The organism is Kitasatospora sp. NPDC097643, assembly GCF_040302625.1.
In the GTDB taxonomy this organism is placed as follows: domain Bacteria; phylum Actinomycetota; class Actinomycetes; order Streptomycetales; family Streptomycetaceae; genus Kitasatospora.
On sequence record NZ_JBEOSA010000004.1, the window covers coordinates 135,274 to 159,667 of the forward strand.

The 24,394-nt window shown below is 72.9% G+C and carries 22 protein-coding genes; 9 read left to right on the forward strand and 13 right to left on the reverse strand.

Annotated elements, in window-relative coordinates:
- The first annotated feature begins 235 nt into the window (after positions 1-235).
- On the forward strand, positions 236-628 hold the full coding sequence (locus tag ABTY15_RS04755) for an SCO5389 family protein (protein WP_350575982.1): 393 nt from the start codon (positions 236-238) through the stop codon (positions 626-628).
- Between the two features lie 63 nt (positions 629-691).
- Here ABTY15_RS04755 and ABTY15_RS04760 read toward each other — a convergent pair whose 3' ends face one another.
- Positions 692-1,834, reverse strand: a complete 1,143-nt coding sequence (locus tag ABTY15_RS04760; protein ID WP_502893423.1) for an LLM class flavin-dependent oxidoreductase — start codon at positions 1,832-1,834, stop codon at positions 692-694.
- 409 nt (positions 1,835-2,243) lie between these two features.
- Between ABTY15_RS04760 and ABTY15_RS04765 the strand changes: the two genes are divergently transcribed.
- The gene (locus ABTY15_RS04765; RefSeq protein WP_350575990.1) at positions 2,244-2,567 is read left to right on the forward strand and encodes an Rv1322 family protein; all 324 of its coding nucleotides are present in this window, start codon (positions 2,244-2,246) and stop codon (positions 2,565-2,567) included.
- A gap of 18 nt (positions 2,568-2,585) precedes the next feature.
- Here the strand turns inward: ABTY15_RS04765 and ABTY15_RS04770 are convergent, their stop codons facing one another.
- Entirely contained in the window at positions 2,586-3,353 is a 768-nt protein-coding gene (locus ABTY15_RS04770) for an ABC-2 transporter permease family protein (RefSeq protein WP_350575992.1), read from the reverse strand.
- Position 3,354: 1 nt separating this feature from the next.
- Positions 3,355-4,359 (reverse strand): ABC transporter ATP-binding protein, encoded by a 1,005-nt coding sequence (locus ABTY15_RS04775; RefSeq protein ID WP_350575995.1) that lies wholly within the window; start codon positions 4,357-4,359, stop codon positions 3,355-3,357.
- A 92-nt stretch (positions 4,360-4,451) separates the two neighbouring features.
- Between ABTY15_RS04775 and ABTY15_RS04780 the strand changes: the two genes are divergently transcribed.
- Positions 4,452-5,264: an alpha/beta fold hydrolase gene (locus ABTY15_RS04780; RefSeq protein ID WP_350575998.1), complete on the forward strand. Its 813-nt coding sequence runs from the start codon at positions 4,452-4,454 to the stop codon at positions 5,262-5,264.
- Positions 5,261-5,572, forward strand: a complete 312-nt coding sequence (locus tag ABTY15_RS04785; RefSeq protein WP_350576001.1) for a hypothetical protein — start codon at positions 5,261-5,263, stop codon at positions 5,570-5,572. The genes ABTY15_RS04780 and ABTY15_RS04785 overlap by 4 nt, the downstream gene beginning before the upstream one ends.
- Before the next feature lie 64 nt (positions 5,573-5,636).
- Here the strand turns inward: ABTY15_RS04785 and ABTY15_RS04790 are convergent, their stop codons facing one another.
- The 3 genes from ABTY15_RS04790 to mce all read right to left on the reverse strand — a co-directional run bounded on the left by ABTY15_RS04790 (position 5,637) and on the right by mce (position 12,141).
- Positions 5,637-6,566 (reverse strand): coiled-coil domain-containing protein, encoded by a 930-nt coding sequence (locus tag ABTY15_RS04790; protein ID WP_350576004.1) that lies wholly within the window; start codon positions 6,564-6,566, stop codon positions 5,637-5,639.
- Positions 6,567-6,673: 107 nt separating this feature from the next.
- On the reverse strand, positions 6,674-11,200 hold the full coding sequence (locus ABTY15_RS04795; protein ID WP_350576007.1) for a polarized growth protein Scy-related protein: 4,527 nt from the start codon (positions 11,198-11,200) through the stop codon (positions 6,674-6,676).
- Positions 11,201-11,697: 497 nt separating this feature from the next.
- The gene (gene mce / locus ABTY15_RS04800; protein ID WP_350576010.1) at positions 11,698-12,141 is read right to left on the reverse strand and encodes a methylmalonyl-CoA epimerase; all 444 of its coding nucleotides are present in this window, start codon (positions 12,139-12,141) and stop codon (positions 11,698-11,700) included.
- Positions 12,142-12,404: 263 nt separating this feature from the next.
- On the opposite strand from mce, the gene ABTY15_RS04805 reads away from it, so the two are divergent.
- Complete coding sequence (locus ABTY15_RS04805; RefSeq protein WP_350576013.1) at positions 12,405-13,598, forward strand: acetyl-CoA C-acetyltransferase; 1,194 nt, start codon at positions 12,405-12,407, stop codon at positions 13,596-13,598.
- An 82-nt stretch (positions 13,599-13,680) separates the two neighbouring features.
- Positions 13,681-14,637 (forward strand): methylmalonyl Co-A mutase-associated GTPase MeaB, encoded by a 957-nt coding sequence (gene meaB, locus ABTY15_RS04810; protein WP_350576016.1) that lies wholly within the window; start codon positions 13,681-13,683, stop codon positions 14,635-14,637.
- 121 nt (positions 14,638-14,758) lie between these two features.
- Here the strand turns inward: meaB and ABTY15_RS04815 are convergent, their stop codons facing one another.
- The 5 genes from ABTY15_RS04815 to ABTY15_RS04835 all read right to left on the reverse strand — a co-directional run bounded on the left by ABTY15_RS04815 (position 14,759) and on the right by ABTY15_RS04835 (position 18,518).
- Positions 14,759-15,274, reverse strand: coding sequence for a MarR family winged helix-turn-helix transcriptional regulator (locus ABTY15_RS04815; RefSeq protein WP_350576023.1), 516 nt, complete (start codon positions 15,272-15,274; stop codon positions 14,759-14,761).
- Between the two features lie 39 nt (positions 15,275-15,313).
- Positions 15,314-16,123 (reverse strand): AIM24 family protein, encoded by an 810-nt coding sequence (locus ABTY15_RS04820; RefSeq protein ID WP_350576163.1) that lies wholly within the window; start codon positions 16,121-16,123, stop codon positions 15,314-15,316.
- A gap of 224 nt (positions 16,124-16,347) precedes the next feature.
- Entirely contained in the window at positions 16,348-16,998 is a 651-nt protein-coding gene (locus ABTY15_RS04825; RefSeq protein ID WP_350576026.1) for an AIM24 family protein, read from the reverse strand.
- A complete protein-coding gene (locus tag ABTY15_RS04830) occupies positions 16,998-17,636 on the reverse strand; it encodes an AIM24 family protein (protein ID WP_350576032.1) in 639 nt (212 codons plus the stop codon). Before ABTY15_RS04830 ends, ABTY15_RS04825 begins: the two co-directional genes overlap by 1 nt.
- Positions 17,637-17,717: 81 nt before the next feature.
- The gene (locus ABTY15_RS04835) at positions 17,718-18,518 is read right to left on the reverse strand and encodes a DUF2127 domain-containing protein (RefSeq protein WP_350576035.1); all 801 of its coding nucleotides are present in this window, start codon (positions 18,516-18,518) and stop codon (positions 17,718-17,720) included.
- Between the two features lie 241 nt (positions 18,519-18,759).
- On the opposite strand from ABTY15_RS04835, the gene ABTY15_RS04840 reads away from it, so the two are divergent.
- Complete coding sequence (locus ABTY15_RS04840) at positions 18,760-19,074, forward strand: DUF3817 domain-containing protein (RefSeq protein ID WP_350576165.1); 315 nt, start codon at positions 18,760-18,762, stop codon at positions 19,072-19,074.
- Positions 19,075-19,171: 97 nt separating this feature from the next.
- Here ABTY15_RS04840 and ABTY15_RS04845 read toward each other — a convergent pair whose 3' ends face one another.
- The gene (locus tag ABTY15_RS04845; protein WP_350576037.1) at positions 19,172-20,797 is read right to left on the reverse strand and encodes a M4 family metallopeptidase; all 1,626 of its coding nucleotides are present in this window, start codon (positions 20,795-20,797) and stop codon (positions 19,172-19,174) included.
- 449 nt (positions 20,798-21,246) lie between these two features.
- The gene (locus ABTY15_RS04850; RefSeq protein ID WP_350576040.1) at positions 21,247-22,878 is read right to left on the reverse strand and encodes a M4 family metallopeptidase; all 1,632 of its coding nucleotides are present in this window, start codon (positions 22,876-22,878) and stop codon (positions 21,247-21,249) included.
- A 495-nt stretch (positions 22,879-23,373) separates the two neighbouring features.
- Between ABTY15_RS04850 and ABTY15_RS04855 the strand changes: the two genes are divergently transcribed.
- Both ABTY15_RS04855 and ABTY15_RS04860 read left to right on the forward strand, forming a co-directional pair.
- Positions 23,374-23,910 (forward strand): MarR family winged helix-turn-helix transcriptional regulator, encoded by a 537-nt coding sequence (locus tag ABTY15_RS04855; RefSeq protein WP_350576046.1) that lies wholly within the window; start codon positions 23,374-23,376, stop codon positions 23,908-23,910.
- Positions 23,911-23,930: 20 nt separating this feature from the next.
- A complete protein-coding gene (locus ABTY15_RS04860; protein ID WP_350576049.1) occupies positions 23,931-24,263 on the forward strand; it encodes a DUF3817 domain-containing protein in 333 nt (110 codons plus the stop codon).
- The last annotated feature ends 131 nt before the right edge of the window (positions 24,264-24,394 follow it).

The following is a 24,394-nucleotide window of genomic DNA, read 5'->3' on the forward strand; positions in this document are numbered from 1 at the left end:
CGAAGCAATCCACAGGAATCTCCAGCCTGCTCCGCCGTTGACTGCCACGCTGTTCTGAGCGCGGTCGGTATCCAGGGCGTCACGTCCCGTGGTGCCGCCGCCCTTGCGCGGTGCCGGAAACCGCCGTTCCACGGTGGCCCGGACATCTCGCGCGATTTCGCCCACCCTCACTGTGAGCTTCGGACTACGCACGACCACCCGGGCGCCGCGCGGGTGGACCGCGAGAGGAGAATCCATGTCGCTCGACGTCTCACCGGCCCTGCTGGAAAAGGCCGAGCGGGGCGAGGTCGACGAGCGGGAATTCGTCGACTGCGTCCGCGTCTCGCTGCCGTACGCCTGGGACCTGATCAGCTCGCTGGTCGCCCAGGCGAAGGTCGACGGCACCGACTTCGCCGACAACCAGGTACCGCCGCCCAGCGAGCAGGCCCGCGGCCAGCTCCTGCGGGCGCTCGCCAGTGACGCCATCCGGGGTGCCCTTCAGCGGCACTTCGGGGTGCGGCTGGCCTTCCAGAACTGTCACCGGGTGGCGGTCTTCCTGCCGTCGGAGGCCAACGAGGCGCGCATCACGCGCTTCACCTCGGTGCGCGAGCAGCTGCTCAACCAGTCCGAGGAACTGCGGGACTGCTGACCGGGGCCCGACGCCGCCGCCGTCCCCCGGTGCGGGGGGACCGGCGGCCCGGGCCGGTCGGGCTCAACTCAGCTGCGGCAGCACCTCGGAGCCGAGCCGGGCGATGTTGTGCAGGGTCGCCTCGCGGTCGCCGCTGCCCTCCGCGAGCAGCGCGAAGCGGCGGATGCCGGTCCGCTCGGCGGTGGCCAGCAGCCGGTCGGCGCACTCCCGCGGGGTGCCCACCGCATGCAGGTCGCAGAGGAGTTCGGTGTACTGGTGCGGGTCGCGCATCTTGCGCTCGCGGCCGTCCACGGTGCGGTGGGCGCCGAGCCCGTACTCGAACCAGCCGGGCATCGCGTTCAGCAGGGTGGCCCGGGCCGCCGAGGTGCGGTCGTCGACCTGGGCCACCCCGGCCGCGACGTGCTGACGGCCGACCCGGCGCAACTGCTCCTCGCTGCGCCCGGCGGCCAGCCAGGCGGCCCGGTAGAGCTCCAGCATCCGCAGCTTGTCCTCGTCGCCGGAGTGCATGCCGAGCAGCATCGGCAGTCCGCGCTCGGCGGCGAGTTTCACCCCGGCCGGCGAGGTGCACGCGACCACCACCGGCGGCCCGGCCGCCGGCCGTCCGGCCGCGGTGAGCTCCTCGCCGAGGCCGTCGCCGAGCCCCTCGACGTCCTGGCGCTGGCGCGGGAGGCGCAGTGGGGCGGGGCCCTCGCCGAGGCCGAGCCAGCTGCCCAGGTCGGGCCGGCGGACCGGCTCGGTGGCCTGGGGCACCACGGCCACCTCGGGGAAGCTGAACTGCGGGCCGTCCGCGTCCACCCGGGAGCCGCGCAGCCAGCGCAGCAGCAGGTCCAGCCGCTCCCCGAAGCCGTTCTCGAAGGCGTCCACGCCGCTGCCGAACACGTCCAGGTCGATCCAGGGGCCGCCGCGGCCCACTCCGAGCGTGAAGCGCCCGCCGGAGGTGAGGTGCAGCAGCGCGGCCTGTTCGCCGAGCGCCACCGGGTGGGCGGTGGAGAGCACGCTGACCGCCGTGCCGACGCCGATCCGGCGGGTGCGGCCGAGCAGCAGCGCGGCCAGCGTGGCGGCGTTCGGGCACACCCCGTACGGGACGAAGTGGTGCTCGGCCAGCCAGACGCTGTCCAGGCCCGCGCGTTCGGCCTCGACGGCGGCGCGGACGGTGCGTTCCAGCGCCTCGCCGTGGCTCTGCCCGGGGAACTGCGCGGACAGCATGAAGGCGCCGACCCGGACCGGCGCGGTGTCCGCCGGGAGCGTGCCCGCGCGCTGGGGCGCCGTCAGCGGTTCGCCCGCCGTGGCGGTCACCGCCGGGACGGTGGTCAGCGCCGGGCCGGGGCCGGGCGGTCGGACCCCGACGGGCCGACGGGTCTCGGCACGGGCGCTGGTCTTGGTCATCCTGGGGCCTCCTCGGGTGCGCGCAGGGTTTGCGGGCCCCGCCTGTTCCCTTCGTGGGTATCGGATGTCATGTGCCAATGGCACGCTGAACCATCAATTTCCCCGGAGATCGGGTGGATCTCGGCAAAAACCCGGAAGCGCCGGAGGATGCCGTGATAGTGGCCTTGACGAGGGGCGGGCGGCCGTAGGCTGGAACGACCCGAGCCCGCTGGAAGAGAGGTGGTCCGACGTGTCGCCGCGCCGCAACCGGATCAAGAGCGCCGCCCCCCGCGAGAGCGCCGAACCGGCCGCCCCACTGGGCGGATCGCTGCGCCGCACCGAGAACTACCAGGGCGACGACTGGGTGGTGCAGACGGTCGCCGGGACGTCCGGCCGGTCCTACCGCTGCCCGGGCTGCGACCAGGAGATCCCGTCCGGGGTGGGCCACGTGGTGGCCTGGCCGATGCACGGCGCCGGCGTGGACGACCGGCGGCACTGGCACCGGGCCTGCTGGGGAGCGCGGGAGCGCCGGGCCTCCAACGTCCTGCGAGGCCGCGGCGCTCCGCGGTACTGAATGCCGGGGTGAACTCCCTCAGGCGTCACGCTTCTTGAGCACCAGCGCGCCGCCCACCAGGGCCGCCAGGGTCCAGGTGAGGCCGATGGCGAAACCGGCCCACGGCCCGTACGGCTGGCCGTGCTGCTCGTACACCAGCAGCATCCGCGAGCCCGCGTAGTCCGGGAAGTAGTGGGCCAGGGTCTTGACCTTCGGCACCGCCGAGAGGATCGGCGAGAGCAGGAAGAAGAACGGCACCAGCACGCCGAGTGCCAGCGTCTGGTTGTGCAGCATGGTGGTGACGCCGGCCGAGAACAGGCAGATCATCGTCAGGTACAGCGCGGCGCCGAACACCGCGCGCAGCACGTGCGGTTCGCCCAGGCTGGTGGAGTGCGTGCCGAGCAGCGCCTGGCCGATGAAGAAGGTCACGAAGGCCGTCACGGTGGAGACCGCCAGGGCCAGCGCGCCGAGCACCACCGCCTTGCCGGTGAGCAGCGTGCCGCGCTGCGGGACGGCGGCCAGGGTGACCCGGATCATGCCGCTGCTGTACTCGTTGCCGATCGCCAGCACGCCGAAGACGATGATGGCGAGTTCGCCGAGCATGATGCCGGCGAAGGCCGTCCCGGTGGCGTCGAACGGGGTCTCCTCGTTGCGGCGGAACTCGGTGAAGTTGTTGTTGGTGAGCAGGGACAGCAGCGCGCCGAGGCCGACGGTGACGACGAAGGTCAGCGCGAGCGTCCAGATCGTCGAGCGGACGCTGCGGATCTTCGTCCACTCGGAGCGCAGGATCGCCGGGAAGGACGTCATCTCAGTTCTCCTCCTGCCGGGCCGGGGCCTTGGCGTGGGCGCCGTCGGCCTTCCAGCCGGCGCCCCAGGTGCCGGGGGCGCCGGCGGCGTCGCGGCCCGGTCCGTCCCCGGCGTGGTACTCCACCGCGTCGGCCGTCATCTGCATGAACGCCTCCTCCAACGAGGCCTGCTGCGGGCTGAGTTCGTGCAACGCGAGGCCGTTCGCGGCGGCCAGGTCGCCGAGTTGGGCGAGGTCGCCGTCGACCACCTCGTACGAGCCGTCCGGGCCGGGTTCGTGGCGGATCCCGGCGGCCGCCAGGACGTCCAGCAGGCGCTCGGGCTGCGGGGTGCGCAGCCGGACGGCGGAGCGCGAGTTGTGCCGGATGAACTCCGGCATCGGCATGTCGGCGAGCAGCCGGCCCTTGCCGATGACCACCAGGTGGTCGGCGGTGACGGCCATCTCGCTCATCAGGTGGGAGGAGACGAAGACCGTCCGGCCCTCGCCGGCCAGCCGCTTCATCAGGTTGCGGATCCAGAGGATGCCCTCCGGGTCGAGGCCGTTGACCGGCTCGTCGAACATGACGATCTCCGGGTCGCCGAGCAGCGCGGAGGCGATGCCCAGGCGCTGGCCCATGCCGAGCGAGAAGCCGCGGGCCCGCTTGCGGGCGACCGGGGTGAGTCCGACCAGGGCCAGCACCTCGTCCACCCGGCTGTCGGGGATGCGGTTGCTCTGGGCGAGCCAGAGCAGGTGGTCACGGGCGGTGCGGCCGGGGTGGACGGCCTTGGCCTCCAGCAGCGCGCCGATGTACTTGAGCGGCTCGCTGAGCTGCCCGTAGCGCTTGCCGTCGATGGTGACCCGGCCGCCGGTGGGGCGGTCGAGGTCGAGGATCATGCGCATGGTGGTGGACTTGCCGGCGCCGTTGGGGCCGAGGAATCCGGTGACCACGCCCTGCGGGACCCGGAAGCTGAGCCGGTCCACCGCGAGCGTCTTGCCGTAACGCTTTGTCAGGTCGTGCAACTCGATCATTCGCGCTCCCTTACTCTCTGTCAGATTAGGACAAAGGGGATATCGCGGCTCGCTGAGTGGGTTCATTGGACGCACCGGAATACGGTGGGCGCATGACCCAGCTCCCCACCGCATTGTCGGTCCGCGAGAGCGGTACCGGAACGCCCCTCGTGCTGTTGCACGCCTTCCCGTTGAACGCCTCGATGTGGTCCGCCCAACTGGACGCGCTGCCCGGTCTGACCGGGACGGACGCCCGGGTGCTCGCCCCCGACCAACGCGGCTTCGGCGGCACCGAGCTGGGTGACGACGAGCCCTCGCTGGACCTGGTCGCCGACGACGTCGCGCTGCTGCTGGACGCGGCCGGGATCGAGCGCGCGGTGGTCGCCGGGATCTCCATGGGCGGCTACGTGGCGCTGGCGCTCGCCCGCCGGCACCCCGACCGGCTGGCCGGCCTGCTGCTGGCCAACACCCGGGCCACCGCCGACACCGACGCCGCCCGGGCCAACCGGGAGCGGATCGCGGCCGCCGTCACCGCGCGGGACAGCGTCCAGCTGCTGCTCGACGAGCGGGTGGCCGCGAACCAGCTCGGGCCGGACTCGCAGCACCTGGTGGAGCGGGTGCAGGCGCTGGTCGCCGCCGCCCCGCCGGCCGCCGTCGCCTGGGCGCAGCGGGCCATGGCGGCCCGCCCGGACGCCCTGGACGTGCTGGCCGGGCTGCGGGTGCCGGTGGCCGTCGTCGCGGGCGCCCTGGACGCCCTGGTGGCGCCGGAGGAGGCCGAACTGATGGTGGCGGCCCGGCCGGACGCCGAACTGACCGTCATCCCCGGGGTGGGCCACCTGAGCGCCCTGGAGGCACCGGAGGCGTTCGACGACGCCGTCCGCTCGCTGCTGGCACAGGTCGCCGGGACCGCCGGAGCCGCCGGATGAAGGAGGAGGCGGCGGGCTGGGACTTCTCGGCGCTGGAGGTGACCGGCCGGATGCCCGTGACCAACCGGGGCGAGGGCCTGCTCGAACTGACCCTGGAACCGCTCGGCGAGGACTACTGGATGCGCCCCGGGGAGACCTTCATCGTCACCTCGTACGGCGACTACGGGCCCGGTCACCCCTTCGAGGTGCAGTACTGGCCGGACTCGGTGTCGGTCTGGTGCACCTCGTGGTTCGGCACCGTCTCGGACGACGAGGGCAACCAGCTCAGCAGCGGGCACCAGCGGCCGGACGGCGCCTACCCGAGGTGACGGGGGCGTGAAACGGCGGCAGGCCCTCACCCGGGCGGGTGAGGGCCTGCCGGCGACGGGTGCGTCAGCGCGACTGCTGGGCGGGCACGCCCATGGTGTCGTCGCCCGGCATGCCGGCGGCGGCCACGGCCGCACCGGTCAGCGTCGCCAGCATCTCGCGGACGTTGGTCAGCTGGGCGTTGATGCTGTCGCGGCGGTTGGTGAGGGCCGCCAGCTCGCGCTCGGACTCGCTGCGGATCCGGTCCGCCTTGGCGTTGGCGTCCGCCACGATGTCCTCGGACTGGCGCTGGGCCGTCTCGACGGTCTGACGGGCGCGGCGCTCGGCGTCGGTGCGCAGCTTCTCGGCCTCCAGGCGCAGCTGCTCGGCCCGGTGCTCGATCTCGGCCAGGCGCTTCTCGGCCTTGGCCTGACGGGCGGCCAGGTCGCGCTCGGACTGCTCGCGGCGCTTGGCCAGGTTGGTCTCGAACTCCAGCGCGGCCTGGGCGGCCTTGGTGCGGGTCTCCTCGAAGAGGGCGTCCGCCTCCTCGCGCTTGTTCTGGGCGTCCTTGTTGGCCTCGGCGCGCAGCTGGGCGGAGTCGCTCTTGGCCTTGTCGACGATCCGCAGACCCTCGTCCTCCGCCTTGGCCTTGCGGTCCTTGGCGTAGTTCTCGGCCTCGGTCCGGACCTGCTGCGCGGCGGCCTCGGCCAGCTCGCGGTGCTGCTCGGCGGCGCGGTGCGCCTCGTCGCGCAGGTCCTTGGCCTCCTCCTCGGCGAGCCGCAGGATCTTCTCGACCCGGGCGCCGAGCCCGGCGTACGAGGGCTCCGCCTCGGTGACCGCGGCCTGGGCGGTCTGGGTCTCCAGGTGGAGCTCCTCGATGCGCTTCTCCAGCGCACTGATCCGGGTCAAGGCACTGTCACGGTCGGCCACCAGCTTGGTGATCCGCTCGTCGACCTGGGCGCGCTCGTACCCACGGCGCACCAGGTCGAAGCCGTGAGGGGAGTGACTGTCGCTCATGGGGTTCTGGGCTTCCTGTCGTCAAACCGCTGAGGTGGTTGAGGGAATCCTGACACGGTACCGGAGTGTCGACGGCGAAATGCCGATGTCCCGCGGACAATGTCCGCTCAATCGGGTGGTGCGTTCTTGGAGCGATTGCCACCCGACCGGGGGGCGCCAACTCCGGCACCGGCCTTGGCACCCCCGTCCTTCTTGCTGTTTCCCCCGTTTGACTGAGTGGCCGGTGACGGCGCCTCGAAGGCCTCCAGCGCGGACAGCACGTCCTGCACCCTGGAGATCTCGGTGTTGATGTCCTTGCGGCGGCGCACCAGTTCGTCCAGCTCCCGCCGGCCCTCGGCGGTGACCCGCTCCGCCTCGGACCGCGCCTCGGCGAGCAGCCGCTCGGCCTCCGCCTTCGCGAGCTCGACCTGCTCATCCGCGGTGCGGTCGGCGTCCCGCAGCCGCTTCTCCGCCTCGGCGGCGGCGTTCTCCAGGCGCTCCTCGGCCTCGGTCTCGGCCGACTGGAGCTTGGCCTCGGCCTTGACGATCAGCGCCTCGGCGCGGTCGGTGGAGTCGGCGAGCTTGGTCTCCGCCTCCTTCAGCAGGCCCTCGGCCTTGCGCACGGCCGAGATCCGGACCTTGCTGGCCTCCGCGGAGGCCTCCGAGGTGAGCTCGGCAGCCCGGTCCTCGGCGGCCGCGACCAGGGCCGCCGCGCGGTCCTCGGCCTCGGCGACGGTGGCCACCGCCTGCTCCTCGGCCTCGGTGAGCTGCTCCTGGGCGGCCGTCACCAGCGCGTCCACCCGCTCGCCGGCCGACTTCATGGCCGCCGCGTTCTCCTTGCGGGCGCGCTCGTGCAGCGCCTCCACCTCGGCGTCGGTGCGCTCGCGCAGCTCCTCGGCGCGCTCGCGGATCGCGGTGGCGTCCCGGCGGGCCTCGGCCAGCAGGGCGTCGGCGTCGGCGCGGCCCTTCTCGACCTCGCCCTGTCCGGCCGCCTCGCCGGCGGCGACCAGCCGGTCCGCCTCCTTGCGGGCGGCGGCGACCATCGCGTCCGCCTGCTCCTCGGCGGCGGCGGTGGTGGCCAGTGCGGTGGTCTGGGCGTCCTCGCCGAGCGCCTCGGCGTCCGCGAAGGCCTTCTCCAGCACGGACTTGGCGTGCTCGCGGGTCGCCTTGTCGAACTGCTCGGCGGCCTCGCGGGTCTCCGCGTCGTACGCGTCGGCGCGGCCGCGGGTGGCGGCGTCGTACTCGTCGGCGAGGGTCCGGGTGGCGAGTGCGTACTCCTCGGCCTCGGTGCGGGCCACGGCGGCCAGCTCCTCGGCGTCGGCGACCAGCGCGGCGGCGTGCTCGTCGGCGGCGGCCACGGTCTGGACGGCCTGCGCCTCGGCGTCCGCGCGCAGCTGCTCGGCGGTCTCCTGGGCGGCGCGCAGCTCGGCCTCGGCGTCCGCGCGCAGCTGCTCGTCGTAGGCCTGGGCCTCGGCGCGCTGGCGGGCCAGCTCGGCCTCGTGGGCCTCGCGCTCGGCGGTCAGCTCCAGCTCGGTCCGCTCGCGCAGCGCGGTGGTCTCGGCGTCGGTACGGGCCCGCAGCTCGGCGGTCTCGCGGTCGGCGAGTTCGCGCAGCTCGGTGGTCTCGCGCTCGGCGAGTTCGCGCAGCTCGGTGGTCTCGCGCTCGGCGAGTTCGCGCTGCTCGGCGGCGTCCTGCTCGGCCCGGGCGCGGACCTCGGCGGCCTCCTGCTCGGCGGTGGCCTTCAGCTCGGCGATCTGCTGGGAGGCGGCCTCGTGCATCCCGGCCACCGACTGGCGGACCTCGGCGGCCTCCTCCTCGGCGGTCTCGACCAGCCCGGCGCCCTCGGCCCTGGCCGCGGCGACCAGCTCCTCGCCCTCGGCCTGCGCCTGCTCAAGGGCGGCGGCGGCCTCGGCGCGGATGCCGTCGGCGGTGGCGCGGGCCTCGGACAGCTCGCGGCCGGCCTCGGCCCGGACGGTCGCGGCCTGCTCGGTGGCCAGCGCCAGCTCGGCGGCGGCCTCCTCGCGGACGGCCCGGGCAGCTTCGGCGGCCTCGGCCTGCCGCTGCTCGGCGGTGGACCGGGCGCCGTCCAGCAGTTCCTCGGCCTCGGCGCGCAGGGCGGCGGCGTGCTGCTCGGCCGCCTCGCGCTGCTCGGCGGTCTCGGCGTTGGTGCGCTCGGTGAGCTCGGCGGCGGCCTGCTCGGCCTCGGCGCGGACGCGGTCGGCGTGCGCCTCGGCGGCCTCGCGCTGCTCGGTGGTCTCGCGTTCGGCGAGGGCGCGCAGCTCGGTGGCGTGCTGCTCGGCCGCCTCGCGCTGTTCGGCGGTCTCGGCGTTGGTGCGCTCGGTGAGCTCGGCGGCGGCCTGCTCGGCCTGCTCGCGGGCGGCCCGGGCGGCGGTCAGCTGCTCCGCGGTCTCCTCGCGCTCACGGCGCAGCCCCTCGGCGGCCGCCTCGCGCTCGCGCCGGCTCTCCTCGCGCAGCGCGGTCGCGGCGGCCTCGGCCTCGCCCCGGGTCCGGACGGCCTCGGTGTCGGCCTCGGTGCGCACCCGCTCGGCGTCGGCCACCGCGGCGTCCCGGACGGCGTTCGCCTCGGCCTGCGCATCGGTCCGCAGGGCCTCTGCCGCGGTGCTCGCCTCGGCCCGCACCCGCTGGTCGAACTCGGCTGCGTCCCGGCGCAGTTCGGCGGTCTCACGCTCGGCGGCGGCGCGGTTCTCGGCGGCCGCGGCCTTGGCGGCGGCGAGCGCGTCCTGGCCCTGCTGCTCGGCGGCGGCGGTGATCTTCTCCGCCTCGGTGCGGGCCCGGGCCAGGGTCTGCTCGGCCCGGCCCTGAGTCTCGGCGGCCTGCTCCTGGGCCTGCTCGCGCAGCCGCTCGATCTCCCCGGCGGCACCCGCGCGCAGCTCGTCCGCGTCGGCCTTGGCCTTGGTGAGCAGCTCCTCGGCGTTCTTCGCCGACTCCTCGATCTGCACGACGGCCTGGCGGCGGGCCTCGCCGCGCACCCGGTCGGCCTCGGCGGCGGCCTGGGCGCGCAGCTCCTCGGCCTCGGCCCGCAGCCGGGCCGCCTCGTCCTGCATCTGCTCGATCCGCTCGCGGATCGCGGCGGCGTCGTCCAGCGCGGCGTTCTGGGCCTGCTCGACGGCGGCCTGGGCCTGCTCGCGCAGGCGCTGGGCCTCGGCGGCGGCCTCGGCGCGGATCCGCTCGGCCTCGGCGGCGGCCTCGGTGCGGGCGGTCTCGGCGTCCTGGTTGGCCCGGCCGAGCACCTCCTCGGCGGTCTTGGCGGCCTTGGCGAGGTGGACGGTGGCGTCCTTGGCGCCGGCCGCCCGGCCCTCCTCCTCGGCCGCGTTGCGCAGCCGGACGGCCTCGGCCTCGGCCTGCGCCCGCAGCTCGGCGACCTCGCGCTCGGCCTGGGCGCGCAGCTCGGCGATGGCCGCCTCGGCCTCGGCCCGCAGCTCGGCGGCGACCGACTCGGCGGTGGCCCGCAGCCGCTCGCTCTCCTCGGCCGCGGCGGCCTTGGCGGCGTCCGCCTCGGCCTGCTTGGTGGCGGCCTGGGAGCGGACGGCCTCGGCCTCGCCGCGGATCGCCTCGGCCTCCTTGGTGGCCTGGGCGACCATCCGGGCGACCTCGGCCTTGGCGGTCTGCGAGCGCTGCTCGTTGGCGGCCTCGCCGTCGGCGACCTTGCGTTCGGCGGCGGCCTCGGCGTCGGCCTGAAGCTGCTCGGCGGCCAGCTCGGCCTGGGTGCGCAGCTCGGTGGCCTCCCGGCGGGTGCGCTCGGCCTCGGCGATCGCCTCGGCGCGCAGCCGCTCTATCTCGGCCTGGGCGTGGGCCAGCTCCTGCTGGGCCCGGGCCTGCTCGGCGGCGGCGTGCTCCTTGAGCCGGCCGATCTCGGCCTGCGCGTCGGCGAGCTGCCGTTCGGCGGCCGCGTGGGCGGCGGCCAGCTGCTGCTGGGCCTCGCCGCGGGCGGCGTCCACGTCGGCGGCGGCCTGGGCGCCGGCCTGCTGGGCCTGCTCGGAGGCGGCGCGCAGCAGGCGCTCGGCGTCGTTCTGGGCGCGCTGGAGGGCGGCCTCGGCGGCGGCGTGGGCCTCGCCGCGGGCGGCGTTCACGTCGGCGGCGGTCTGCGCGCGGGCCTGGTCGGCGAGGGCGGCGGCCTCGGCCCGGGCGGCGGCGACCATCCGCTCGGACTCGGCGCGGGCCTCCTGGAGCAGGCGTTGGGCCTCCTGCTCGCTGCCGGCCCGGGTCTGCTCGGCCCAGCCGTTGAGGTGCTGCTCGGCGTTGCGGCGCAGCTCGGTGAGCTCGTCCTCCAGCTGGCGGCGGCGAGCGGTGAGCTCGGCCTCCAGCCGGGCGGTGCGCTCGGCGGCCTCGGCCATGATCCGCTGGGTGGCGGCCTGGGAGTCGCGGAGCTGGCGCTCGGCGTCGGCGCGCAGCTGCTGGGCCTGCATCTCGGCGGTGCGGAGCATCTGCTCGGCCTGGCCGGAGACGGCGTCGAAGGCGCGCGGCTGGGCGAGCATGCGACGGGACTCGTGCAGCTTGGCCCGGAGCACCTCCACCTGGTAGGCGAGGTCCTCGGCATGCTCGACTGCCTTGTCCCGCTCCTTTCGAGTCCGACCCATCTCGGCCTCGAACTGGGAGAGGTGATCGTCAACCTCGTAGCGGTCGTTGCCCCGCACTCCGCGGTCCCATCCATCTCCTGGTCGCGTCCTCGACCCGGCCGGTCCCGGGCCCCCGCTGTCCGGGTGCCGGTCCGACTGGCTCCTTGCATCCGCGGCCGTGAACGGACCCCCGGCTCAGCCGGGACCGTCCGCCGCGGTCGTCGGAGTCCTGGTCGCGGGAGCGCGGTGGTGCCGCGTTCCCCCGTCCGGGTGGACTCCTGGGCGAACTCTTGCCTCGTGGAGAATGGTGACAGATCCGTGTTGCGGCTGTTCAGCCGTGCCCGCGTACTGGACTCCCCTGCGACGGGCCGGCCACCGGAGGGCGGACGGACCTGTCATCGGCCGTGCTCGTCTCCTCCGTCCCCCGGAGTCTTCGCGCACCTGGGCATTGTAGTGGGAGCGCACCGTGGGGGAATGGCCGCGTGGGGGTTTTCCGGCTGCCCGGCACAGGTTACTGACGGGTCATGACCGGACGCCGCCCGGCAGGCGGCGTCCGGAGGGCGGTCGGCGGGCGGTCAGTGGGCCTCGTGGGCGCCCGGCTCGGCCGAGGTGACCAGCTCGGTCAGCACGCCGCCGCAGTCCTTGGGGTGCAGGAACGTGATCCGCGAGCCCATCGAGCCGATCCGCGGCTCGTCGTACAGGACGCGGACGCCCTTGGCCCGGATGGCCTCCGCGTCGCCGTCCACGTCGGCGGTGCCGAAGGCGATGTGGTGCACGCCCTCGCCGTTCTTCTCGAGCCACTTGGCGACGGTGGAGTCGGGCCGGGTGGGCTCCAGCAGCTGGAGGTAGGAGGCGCCGCCGTCCCCGGTGTCGTTGATCTTGAGCATGGCCTCGCGGACACCCTGCTCCTCGTTGACCTCGCTGTGGAAGACCTCGAAGCCGTAGGTGGCGCGGTAGAACTCGACCGTCTTGTCGAGGTCGCGGCAGGCGATGCCGATGTGGTCGATACGGGTCAGCACAGCGACCTCCGGAAGGCGGGACGGGACCGGGTGGGGCCTCGGGAACGAGGTGTCACCAGTGCAGCGCATCGCGCCGAAGCCGCGCCACCACCGGACGTGCGAGTCTGCTCACACGCGCGGGTTCACCCGGACCGTACTGACACGGTGTTGACTGGATGGTGTCAGTGCGCTCGATCACACCGTCGCTCCGGTGACGGGTGGGTACCGGGTCAGTACATTGAGCGCATCCTCACCTGGCCACGACGTGCGAAGGGGCCCGTCCCATGACCAACACCACCTCTGTGATCGTCGCCGGTGCACGGACCCCGATGGGCCGCCTGCTCGGTTCGCTCAAGGGCTTCTCCGGCGCCGACCTCGGCGGCTTCGCGATCAAGGGCGCGCTGGAGCGGGCCGGGATCACGGGCGAGCAGGTCCAGTACGTGATCATGGGCCAGGTGCTCCAGGCCGGCGCCGGCCAGATCCCGGCCCGCCAGGCCGCCGTCAAGGCCGGCATCCCGATGAACGTCCCGGCGCTCACCATCAACAAGGTGTGCCTCTCCGGCCTCGACGCCATCGCGCTGGCCGACCAGCTGATCCGCGCCGGCGAGTTCGACATCGTGGTCGCCGGCGGCCAGGAGTCCATGACCAACGCCCCGCACCTGCTGCCGAAGTCCCGCGAGGGCTACAAGTACGGCGCGGTCGAGCTGCTCGACGCGATGGCCCACGACGGCCTCACCGACGCGTACGAGAACATCCCGATGGGCGAGTCCACCGAGAAGCACAACACCCGCCTGGGCATCCCGCGCGAGGCGCAGGACGAGATCGCCGCCGCCTCGCACCAGCGGGCCGCCAAGGCGCAGGCCGACGGCGTCTTCGACGCCGAGATCGTCCCGGTCGCGATCCCGCAGCGCAAGGGCGAGCCGGTGCTGTTCAGCCAGGACGAGGGCATCCGCGCGGACACCACCGCCGAGGGCCTGGCCAAGCTGCGCCCGGCCTTCACCAAGGACGGCACGATCACCGCCGGCACCTCCTCGCAGATCTCCGACGGCGCCGCCGCGGTCGTCGTGATGAGCAAGGCCAAGGCCGAGGAGCTGGGCCTGACCTGGATCGCCGAGATCGGCGCGCACGGCAACGTGGCCGGCCCGGACAACTCGCTGCAGTCGCAGCCGTCCAACGCGATCAAGCACGCGCTGGCCAAGGAGGGCCTGGAGGTCGCCGACCTCGACCTGATCGAGATCAACGAGGCGTTCGCGGCCGTCGCCTACCAGTCGAGCAAGGACCTGGGCGTCTCCCCGGAGATCGTCAACGTCAACGGCGGCGCGATCGCGCTCGGCCACCCGATCGGCATGTCCGGCGCCCGCGTGGTGCTGCACCTGGCGCTGGAGCTCCAGCGCCGCGGCGGCGGGGTCGGCGCGGCCGCCCTGTGCGGCGGCGGCGGCCAGGGTGACGCGCTGATCGTGCGCGTTCCGAAGGCCTGATCAGCTGATCTGATCTTCGGGGCTGCGGACCGTCACGAGCGGTCCGCAGCCCCTTCGGCGTCCGCACCCTAGGAGGGCCTTGATGATCGATGTCGCCACGCTGGTCGAACAGGCCCGGGAGGGCCGCCCCCGGGCGGTCGCCCGGCTGATCACGCTGGTCGAGAACGCCGCCCCGCAGCTGCGCGAGGCGATGGCCGCGCTCGCGCCGTACACCGGGCAGGCCTACACGGTCGGGCTGACCGGCTCGCCCGGGGTCGGCAAGTCCACCTCGACCTCCGCGCTGGTCTCCGCCTACCGCCGGCTCGGCAAGCGGGTCGGGGTGCTGGCCGTCGACCCGTCCTCGCCGTTCTCCGGCGGCGCCCTGCTCGGCGACCGGGTCCGGATGCAGGACCACGCCACCGACCCCGAGGTGTTCATCCGCTCGATGGCCACCCGCGGCCACCTCGGCGGGCTCTCCTGGGCCGCCCCGCAGGCCCTGCGGGTGCTGGACGCGGCCGGCTGCGAGGTGATCCTGGTCGAGACCGTCGGGGTCGGCCAGTCCGAGGTGGAGATCGCCGCCCAGGCCGACACCACCGTGGTGCTGCTGGCCCCCGGCATGGGCGACGGCATCCAGGCCGCCAAGGCCGGGATCCTGGAGATCGGCGACCTCTTCGTGGTCAACAAGGCCGACCGGGACGGCGCCGACGCCACCGCCCGCGAGCTCAACCACATGCTGGGCCTCGGCGAGGCCCGCGAGGCGGGGGACTGGCGGCCGCCGATCGTCAAGACCGTCGCGGCCCGCGGCGAGGGCGTCGACGAGGTGGTCGAGGCGCTGGAGAAGCACCGCGCCTGGCTGGAGGAGCACGGCGAGCTCGCCGCGCGCCGCCGCCGCCGGGCCGCCGACGAGATCGAGGCGATCGCCCTGGCCGAGCTGCGCGCCCGGATCGGCGACCTGCACGGGGACCGCCACCTGGCCGCCCTGGCCGAACGCGTGGTGGCGGGCGAGCTCGACCCGTACGGCGCCGCCGACGCCCTGGTCGCCGGCCTCACCGAACGCTGACCGGCACCACCTCCACCCGTCGCCGCTCCGGCCCAGCCGAAGCGGCGACGGCATTCCTACCCGGCTCTCCTGCGCGGGAAGTCGACCCGGCCGACTTCCTGCGCAGCGAGCGCCCCGGGGGTCAGGAGCGGCCGCGGAGGCTTCGGAGGTGGTCGGCGATGGGGGCGAGGGCGGTGTACATCGCGTCGAGCTGTTCCGGGGTGAAGCGGTCGATGAAGTGGGCCCGGACGCTGCGGACGTGGTCGGGGGCGACGCGTTGCATGGTCTCCCAGCCCTGTTCGGTGAGGTGGGCGTAGAGGCCGCGGCGGTCGCCGGGACACTCCTGACGGAGCACCAGGCCGGCGTTCTCCATCCGGGTGATCTGGTGCGAGAGCCGGCTCTTGGACTGCAGGGTGGCGGTCGCGAGGTCGGTCATCCGCATCCGGTGGTCGGGTGCCTCGGAGAGGACGACCAGGATCTCGTAGTCGTTGATGGCCAGGTTGTGCGGCTGGAGTTCGCGGCCGAGCTGGTAGTCCAGCAGCTTGGCGACCTCGAGGTGGGCGCGCCACATCCGCTGCTCCCTGGCGGTCAGCCAGGGAGTCTCCTGCTCGGACGGTGCCGGAGGGGTGTCCGCGGTGTCGGTCGTGTGCGCATCCATGGGGACAGCATACCCGATTTAGTTCAATGTTGTACGAATTTACAGGCCGAAACGTCGCCCGAGGTCGCCCAGGTTACCGAGGCCCGGGATGTTGGTGTTGCCGCCGCCGTGGCCCGAGGCCCCCGGCTGGGACGGCACCCCGCCCATCGGGATGCCCGCCTCGGCGCCCACCGCGCCCACCGACCGTTCGGCCATCAGCTTCTCGGAGGACTGCAGCAGCACCTGGCCGGCGCCGATGAACTCGAACTGGTGCTCCTCGCCGGACGCGCCGCCGAGCCCGGTCAGCCGGCGGATGCCGCCGATCAGCCCGTGCATGTACTCGTGGTCGTAGTGGTGGCACGGCGCCGGGCAGTCCGCCCAGCCGACCAGGGCCTGCGGGTCCACCCGGATCGGCGGCTCGACGAAGTGCACCGGCCCGTTGGAGGCGGCGACGAACTTCCCGGTGCCGATCAGGGTCAGGAAGCCCGGGATGATCGACTGCTTGAGCCGCAGCGACGGGTCGAAGGCCAGCAGGTTGCCCGAGCGGACGGTCAGGTTGCCGTTGTCCAGGTCGTAGGAGTTCAGGTCGAAGGCGCGGTCGGCCAGCAGCAGCTTGCCGCGGCCCTGGGCCACCACCCAGTCCGCCGCGTGCATCGGGGAGTTGAAGTGCATCCCGAGCATCCGGTCGACCACCCCGGCGCCGACGCCCTTGAAGGTGATGTCGCCGTAGTAGGCGATCATCTTGCCCTTCTGCAGGAAGTAAGCGCCGTTCAGGTCGACCGAGAAGGCGTACGGGTTGACGTTGTCGTCGACCGGCAGGCTGTGCACGTCGTGCACCACCGGGCCGGAGCCGCTCTGCGCGGTCGGCAGCGGGGCCTGCGGGCCGCCGAACTGCTCCTGGGCGTAAGCCTGTTGGGGCTGCTGCGGGTAGCCCTGCTGCGGGTAGCCCTGCGGGGGCGGCGGCGGGGGCGGGTAGCCCTGGCCGGGCGGCGGACCGTAGCCCTGCGGCGGCGGCGGAGGCATCACGAAGCCCGGCTGGGTCGGCTGGTCGTACGGCGACTGCCCGCCGTACGGCGGCTGCGGCGGGTGGGACATCAGAGCTTCTCCTCGCTCGCCTGGACGTACACCGCGCCCTGCCCGGAGAGTTCCAGCTGGAACGCCTCGCCCGAGCCGCGGCCGATCATGTCGCGCCAACCCAGCGCCGTGGACAGCTTGTTCTGCACCTGGCCGCGGTGCGCGACGTACGCCTGCGGGTCCACGTGCACCGGCTGGCCGGGGACGATCGGCAGCTCGAAGACGCCGCCGTGGGCCATCACCGCGACCGCGCCGTGGCCTTCCAGCTTGGTGGTGAACAGGCCCTGGCCGGTGACCTGGCCGCGGACCATGCCCATCACCCCGCCCTGCGCGCCCATGAACATGGTGGACTGGCGCAGCGTGCCCTCGAAGGCCAGCAGCCGGTCCGCCTCGACGTACAGGGTGTCGCCGGTCAGGTCGATCACCTGCACGTGGTGGCCGCCGTGGCCGAACATCACGCTGCCCTGGCCCTCGACGGTCATCAGCGGGGTGTCCTCGTTGGCCACCCGGCGCCCGATCATCGACATCACGCCGCCCTGGCCGCCGGTGATGTTCGGGGTGAAGCGCACCTCGCCGGTGTACGCGAGCATCGCGCCGCGCTGGCTGAACAGCCGCTGGCCGGGCACCAGGACGGCTTCGACGATCTTGTTGTTGACCCTGGTGAAGCCCATCAGACGTCGCCCCCGATGGTGACCTTCTCCGACGGCTGCACGTACACCAGGCCCTCGCCGGTGAACTCCACCTGGACGGCCTCGCCGCCGCCCTCGCCGATCACCGTCGTCCAGCCCGCGCCGGACTTCAGGCTGCGGTGCAGGCTGCCGGTGTGCGCCACGTACGCGCCCGGGTCGACCCGCAGCGGCATGTCCTTGCCGACCCGCAGGATGACGGCGGGTCCGTTCGAGGTGAGCGCCGCCCAGCCGTGGCCCTCCACCTTGGTGGTGAACAGGCCGTTGCCCGAGGAGACGCCGTTCAGCCCGGTGAAGGAGGTGCCGGTGTGCAGCGAGGCCTCGGTGCAGAGCAGGTTGTCCGCCTCGACGTACAACGTCTCGCCGTTCAGCCGCACCAGGTTGATCTCGGTGGCCTTGTCGGCGAAGTAGCAGGTGCCCTGCCCCTTCACCTCCATGACCGTCATCTGCTCACCGGTCAGCCGGCGGGCGACCATGCCGCGCAGGCCGTCCCCACCGCCGGTCAGCTTCTTGAAGCTCATCTGGCCGGTGTACGCGACCATCGAGCCGTGCCTGGCCTTCACGGCGTCGCCCGCCAGCTCGACGGCGAGCACCCGGGATCCCTGGAGTCTGAACTGTGCCACGGCCGCAATCTATCCGGAGCGGCCGTGGCCGGGGGAGGGGCCCGGGGGCAACTGGTACCGGGCTGGGACACAACCTGCCGGTCACGCCCCCGCGTGCGCCCCCCGGTGGGTGGCGCGCGGCACGGTGCCGGCCGCCTGCTCGACCTCCAGCAGCGAGGCCGAGTGGCGCTCCGCCTCGAAGGCCACCACGCCGCCGCGCAGCCCGAACAGCCGCTTGGAGAGCATGATCCACAGAACGGCCGCGATGTTCAGCAGCAGCGTGCAGATCTTCACCGCGCTGACGTGCTCGGTCAGCTCGAAGACCTCCAGCGGCAGGAAGGCCGCGGTGGCGACCACCGTCAGGTACTCGGCCCAGCGCTTGTTCAGCCAGAGGCCGACCGCCTCGACGATCTCGATCAGCGCGTAGGCGACCAGGCCGCCCGCGACGATCAGCAGGGTGCTCTTCTTGTAGTCGAAGGTCTTGCGGATGGTGTCGACGATCGGGGAGTGCTCGAGGTCCCAGTGGAAGTGGTCGGTGACCGGCTTGAAGACCGAGAGGTTCTCGTCGAAGACCCGGTGCACCGCGTCCTGGCTGTTGGAGAACTTCCAGACGGCCCAGGCGATCACCAGGATCAGCACCCCGCGCAGCACCCGTTCGACGGCCAGGAAGCGCAGGATGAAGAGGTCGCGCAGGGCCTTGCCGCGCGGCACCAGCGGGGCGTTCTCGGCCGGGCCGGAGCCGTGCGGGGCGCCGAGCGCGAAGTCGCCGCAGCGCAGGCAGCGCCAGGCGTCGCCGAGGGCGGTGGCGGCGTGCAGCCGGGTGGCCAGCTCGGGCTCGGTCGGCCGGTAGGTGATGTGGCCGCGCTTGGCGCAGGTCCTGCGGTCCCAGTCGCGCTTGAACATGTGGTGCCCCCCGTGGTGCGTTGCCTCTGGCGCCCGGTTCGTAGGGCGCGCGCAGCAGGATAGGGCTTGCGGGTGACGGCTGGTGACGCTCGGCGGCGTTCTGCCGCACAGCTGTGACATCGGGCACGGTGCCCACCCCCCGGCCCGGGTTCGGACAGGTGCTCGGTGATAATGGCCGGAACAGGCTTGTGAGTCGCTTCACAAGCGCGCCCACGCCTCCGACCCCCGTATTGAGGTACTCATCGTGAACAGCAGCGCCGTCCACCGTCTGCGCCTGGTCTCCGCCCCCGAAGGGATCTCCTTCGTCCTGCTGCTGATCTGCACGGCGCTGAAGTACACCACCAGCTTCAACGCCGTCCCGGTGCTCGGCCCCGTCCACGGGACGCTCTTCATCCTGTACGTGGTGTTCTGGATCCAGGCCTGGCAGGCGCAGAAGTGGGACGCCAAGCGCGGCGTCCTGCTGTTCGTGCTCTCGGTGGTGCCGTTCGGCGGCATCTACGCCGAGAAGACCCTCGGCCAGGAGGAGCGCGGCGAGCTGCGGCCCGCCACCGCCTGACCTCCCCCGACGCGAACGGCCGACAGGCTGCCGCGGCCTCCTCTCCCAAAGGGCCGCGGCAGCCTGTCGCCGTTTCCGGGGGTGGCTGGGCGGGGTGCTAGTTGACGTTGACCGCGCTCCAGGCCGCGGCCACCGTCTTGTACTCGGTGCTGGTGGCGCCGTACAGGTCGGTCGCCGCCTTCAGGGTCGCCGTGCGGGCGGCCTTGTAGTTGGTGGTGGAGGTCATGTAGACGGTCAGCGCGCGGTACCAGATCGCGGCCGCCTTGGTCCGGCCGATGCCGGTGACGGACGAGCCGTTGGAGGTCGGGCTGTTGTAGCTGACGCCGTTGATCACCTTGGCGCCGCTGCCCTCGGCCAGCAGGAAGAAGAAGTGGTTGGCGACGCCCGAGGAGTAGTGGACGTCCAGGTTGCCGACGCCCGAGTACCAGGAGTCCGCGGAGTTGCCGTCCTGGGAGGGCTTGTCCATGTAGCGCAGCGGCTTGCCGTTGCCGAAGATGTTGAGCTTCTCGCCGATCAGGTAGTCCGGCGGGTCGGCGGGCAGGTTGGCCGACCACTCGACCATCGTCCCGAAGATGTCCGAGGTGGCCTCGTTGAGGCCGCCGGACTCGCCGGAGTAGTTGAGGCCGGCGGTGGCGGAGGTGACGCCGTGGGTCATCTCGTGGCCGGAGACGTCGATGGCGGTGAGCGGGTGGGTGTTGCTGGCGCCGTCGCCGTAGGTCATGCAGAAGCAGGAGTCGTTCCAGAACGCGTTGACGTAGTTGCTGCCGTAGTGGACCCGGCTGGCGGCGCCGACGCCGTTGTTCTTGATGCCGTTGCGGCCGAAGGTGTTCTTGTAGTAGTCCCAGGTGGCCGCGGCGCCGAACTGGGCGTCCACGGCGGCGGACTGGCGGTTGGACGTGGTGCCGTTGCCCCAGCTGTTGGTGGTGCTGGTGAACAGCGTGCCGCTGCCCGAGGTGCCGCCCTTGAGGTCGGTGGTGGACTGGTTGCCCCGGGAGGCGTCCTTCAGCGAGTACGTCGAGCCGCTCTGGGTGGTGGTCAGCGTGACGGTGCCGACGTTGACGCCCTTGCCGGTGCCGGTCGCGGTCTGGAACTCCTCGTGGGTGGAGAGCACCTCGCCGGTGGCCGCGTCGGTGACGACCTGCTGGCTGCTCGGGGTGCCGTCGGACCGCTCGCCGCGGACCACCGTGCGGTGGGCCAGCCGCGGGGCGCCGTCGGCGGCCCAGACCACGAGCTCGGCCGCGCCGGCACCGTCGACCCGGCTGAGCGCGGCCTCGTCCTCGTCGGCCGCGAGGCCGACGGTGGCCCGGACGGCGGCGGTCGCGCGCTCGGCGGCCTGTCCGGCGTTCAGCCCCGGGGTCAGGCCGGGCAGCGTGAGCCGGTCGGGGAAGGCGCGGTCGACCGAGCTCACCGTGCCGTTGGCGCGCTGGTGGACGACCAGGTCGCCGCCGAGCACCGGGAGGCCGGCGTACGTCCGGTCGTAGCGCAGGTGGCGGTCGCCGTTGGCGTCGGTGACGGCGTCCTTGACGACCAGCCGCTCCTGGGCGCCCAGGCCCAGGGCCTGGGCCAGCGGGGCGCTCTGCCCGGCGGCCAGCGTGAGCAGGGCGGCCTGCTGCTGCTCGGGCGCCGGGGCGGCGGCCTGGGCGGGGACGGTGGCGATCTGGACGACACCGGCCAGCAGGGCGGTGGCGGAGAGTACGGCTGCGGCGGAGAGCTTTCGTTTCACGGACGGGGGTTCCTTCCACGAAACCGCGTGTGCGCGCGGGTGCGCCGCGTACCGGGGCGCCGGGATTGGCGCCGTTGGGGCGGTAGGGCGCGGACGTGCCGCTCCCGTGCGGTTCCTGACGGCCGGTCGATGGGTGGGGGCGACGGGCGTCGGACGGGGCTTGGTCAGAAGCATGACAATCGATGGCAGGAAACGACAGGCCGCCGCCGGGGATTGGCCAGGTCTCGCCAGTCCTGGTGCGGATGGTTCGGCTGCCGCCGGTTGACCGGTTCGGGGCGGTTCGTCCCGCTGGCGGGACTCCGCCAGCGGGCGGCCTTGCCGGGTCCGGACGGCACTGCTACCGGGCCGGCGTGCCAGCCCGGAAAACGTGCGGACGCCCGGAAGCGCGCGGACGCCCGGGGCCGGCCCTCCACGGCGGCCCCGGGCGTCCTGTCGCTGGGCGTCGTACGTCAGTTGACGTTGACGGCGGCCCAGGTCGCGGCGACCGCGTTGTACTCGGTGCCACCCGTGCCGTAGAGGTCGGCGGCGGCCTTGAGGGTCGCCGCGCGGGCGCCCGCGTAGTCGGTGGTCGAGGTCATGTAGACGGTCAGCGCCTTGTACCAGATCTGCGCGGCCTTGTCCCGGCCGATGCCCGCGAGGGTGGAGCCGTTGTAGGTCGGGCTGTTGTAGCTGACGCCGTTGATGGTCTTGGCGCCGCTGCCCTCGGCCAGCAGGTAGAAGAAGTGGTTGGCGACGCCCGAGGAGTAGTGGACGTTCAGGTTGCCCACGGTGGGCGACCAGTAGTCGGCCGAGGAGCCGTCCTTGGAGGGCTGGTCCATGTAGCGCAGCGGCTTGCCGTCACCGTTGATGTTGATCTGCTCGCCGATGAGGTAGTCCGGCGTGTCCGAGGCCAGGTTGGCGTACCACTCGACCATGGTGCCGAAGATGTCCGAGGTGGCCTCGTTGAGGCCGCCGGACTCGCCGGAGTAGTTGAGGCCGGCGGTGGCGGAGGTGACGCCGTGGGTCATCTCGTGACCGGCCACGTCGATCGCGGTCAGCGGGTGGGTGTTGCTCGCGCCGTCACCGTAGGACATGCAGAAGCAGCTGTCGGACCAGAACGCGTTGACGTAGTTGCTGCCGTAGTGGACCCGGCTGGTGGCGCCGACGCCGTTGTTCTTGATGCCGAGGCGGCCGAAGGTGTTCTTGTAGAAGTCCCAGGTGGCGGCCGCGCCGAACTGGGCGTCCACCGCTGCGGACGCGCCGTTGGAGACGGTGCCGTTGCCGAACACGTCGGTCGAGCTCGTGTAGAGGGTGCCGGAGCCGGAGGTGCGGTGCTTGAGGTCGCTGGTGGACTGGCCGCCGCGGGAGGCGTCCTTCAGCTGGTAGGTGCTGCCGCTCAGGGTGGTGGTCAGCGGGACGGTGCCGACGAAGACGCCGGTGCCGCTGCCGGTGGCGGTCTGCACCTGCTCGTGGCTGGAGAGCACCTGGCCGTTGGCCGCGTCGGTCACCAGCAGCTGGCTGCTCGGGGTGCCGTCGGCGCGCAGGCCCTCGACCACGGTCTGGTAGGCCAGGCGCGGCTTGCCGTCGGTGGCCCAGACCACCAGCTTGGCGGCGCCGGTCTGGTGGACCTCGGTCAGCGGGGACTCGTCCGCGTCGGGTGCGATGCCGACGGTGGCCTGCACGGCGCCGGCGGCCTGGGAGGCGGCCTTGTCGGCGGGGATCTGCGGGGTCAGGCTGGCCACCGCGATCTGTGCGCCGATCGCCTTGTCCACCGAGGTCACCGAGCCGTCGGCCTTCTGGTGGACCACCAGGTCGCCGCCGAGGACGGGCAGTCCGGCGAAGGTGCGCTCGTAGCGGACGTGGCGGGTGCCGTCGGCGTCCACCACGACGTCCTTGGCCACCAGCTGCTCCTGGCCGCCCAGGGCCAGGGCGTGGGCCACCTTGGCGGCCTGGTTGTTCGCCTGGGTGAAGAGGTCGGCGCGCTGCTGCGCGGCCCGCCCGTTGGGGGCGGGGTCGGCCTGGGCGGTGCCGCCTATCTGGACCACGCCGGTGAGCAGGGCGGTGGCGGAGAGTACGGCGACGGCGGCGAGCTTTCGCTTCACGGACGTGTCCTTCCGGGAAACCGCGTGGTTGCGGTCGCACCTCGTTCCGGGGAGCCGGGGTCGGCACCATCGGGGCGGAACGGGCGCTGACGTGCTGCACCCCGTGCGGTTGAGCGGCGGGCCACCGGGGGTGGGGGTGGTGGCCGCCGGACGGGGTTGGCGGAAAGCATGGCAACCGGGCAAATGAAATGACAGGTCTCGTTCATGAATTGGCCAAGTCCCGCCAGGGCGAAGGTTTGTGAACGGACCGGCAAACCGGGTCAAACCACCCGGCCTTTCAGCGGGTTACCGTCCGAACCGAGGCCTGGTAGTGCGGTGGACGATCGATTCGCCGTCAACGGTGTTCACCTGGTGGCCGGTTGTCGTCCGTTCACACCGGTGCAATGTCCTGGTATGGACCTGGCCGCCCGGTTGGCGGGATCCCGCCACGCCGCACACTTGTCCACCATCAGGACAGCTGGTAGCACACGTCCCTTCCGCCGGTACGGTAAGGAGGTGGCCAAGCCCCTCGCACTCGACTTCGACCCGATCGCCCGCGCCGACCAGCTCTGGACCCGCCGTTGGGGTGGAGCGCCCTCGATGGCGGCGATCACCTCGATCATGCGCGCCCACCAGATCCTGCTCTCCCGGGTGGACGCGGTGCTCAAGCCGTACGGGCTGACCTTCGCCCGGTACGAGGCGCTGGTGCTGCTGACCTTCAGTCGGACCGGCGAGCTCTCGCTCTCCAAGATCGGCGAGCGGCTGATGGTCCACCCGACCAGCGTCACCAACACCGTCGACCGGCTGGAGCGGGCCGGCCTGGTCGCCCGCCGCCCCAACCCGCTGGACGGCCGCGGGGTGCTCGCCGCGATCACCGACCGCGGCCGCGAGGTGGTCGAGGCGGCCACCCGGGAGCTCATGGCGATGGAGTTCGGTCTGGAGGAGTACGACACCGAGCAGTGCCGCCAGGTGTTCGAGCTGCTCAAGCCGCTGCGGATCGCCGCCGGCGACTTCACCGAGCCGGGCGAGGGGGCTGCGCGGGAGCACCCGTGAGGACGGTTACCCTCGATGCCATGAAGCAGAGTGTGCTGACCCGCTACCGGGCCATGGCGTATGTCACGGGCGTCCTTCTGGTGCTGCTGACCGCCGGTGTGATCGCCAAGTACGTGCTCGACGTCTCGGGCGCGGCCGGCTTCACGACCGCGGTCGGCATCGCGCACGGCTGGCTGTACGTGGTGTACCTGGTGTTCGCCTTCGACCTGGGCACCAAGGCGAAGTGGCCGATCGGCAAGCTGGCCTGGGTGCTGCTGGCCGGCGTGGTCCCGACCGCCGCCTTCTTCGTCGAGCGCACGGTGACGCGCGAGGTCGCGCCGCTGATCGTCGCCCCGGAGCCGGCCGGCGCCTGACGCCGGGCCCCGCGCAGCCATCGAGAGCGCCCCTCCCGACCGGGAGGGGCGCTCCCGGCGTTTCGGGGCGGTCATCCGTCGACAACTACTAGGACGTCCGAGTAAATTAGTAGGACGTCCTAATAGCTGTG

Bases quoted from the DNA above. Each gene is read 5' to 3' on its own strand.
- ABTY15_RS04785 (WP_350576001.1), top strand. From the start codon at position 5,261: ATGAAGGAGGAGGCGGCGGGCTGGGACTTCTCGGCGCTGGAGGTGACC.
- ABTY15_RS04780 (WP_350575998.1), top strand. From the start codon at position 4,452: ATGACCCAGCTCCCCACCGCATTGTCGGTCCGCGAGAGCGGTACCGGA.
- ABTY15_RS04815 (WP_350576023.1), bottom strand. From the start codon at position 15,274: ATGGATGCGCACACGACCGACACCGCGGACACCCCTCCGGCACCGTCC.
- ABTY15_RS04775 (WP_350575995.1), bottom strand. From the start codon at position 4,359: ATGATCGAGTTGCACGACCTGACAAAGCGTTACGGCAAGACGCTCGCG.
- ABTY15_RS04760 (WP_502893423.1), bottom strand. From the start codon at position 1,834: ATGCTGTCCGCGCAGTTCCCCGGGCAGAGCCACGGCGAGGCGCTGGAA.
- meaB (WP_350576016.1), top strand. From the start codon at position 13,681: ATGATCGATGTCGCCACGCTGGTCGAACAGGCCCGGGAGGGCCGCCCC.
- ABTY15_RS04770 (WP_350575992.1), bottom strand. From the start codon at position 3,353: ATGACGTCCTTCCCGGCGATCCTGCGCTCCGAGTGGACGAAGATCCGC.
- ABTY15_RS04755 (WP_350575982.1), top strand. From the start codon at position 236: ATGTCGCTCGACGTCTCACCGGCCCTGCTGGAAAAGGCCGAGCGGGGC.
- ABTY15_RS04860 (WP_350576049.1), top strand. From the start codon at position 23,931: ATGAAGCAGAGTGTGCTGACCCGCTACCGGGCCATGGCGTATGTCACG.
- ABTY15_RS04805 (WP_350576013.1), top strand. From the start codon at position 12,405: ATGACCAACACCACCTCTGTGATCGTCGCCGGTGCACGGACCCCGATG.
- ABTY15_RS04835 (WP_350576035.1), bottom strand. From the start codon at position 18,518: ATGTTCAAGCGCGACTGGGACCGCAGGACCTGCGCCAAGCGCGGCCAC.
- ABTY15_RS04825 (WP_350576026.1), bottom strand. From the start codon at position 16,998: ATGGGCTTCACCAGGGTCAACAACAAGATCGTCGAAGCCGTCCTGGTG.
- ABTY15_RS04790 (WP_350576004.1), bottom strand. From the start codon at position 6,566: ATGAGCGACAGTCACTCCCCTCACGGCTTCGACCTGGTGCGCCGTGGG.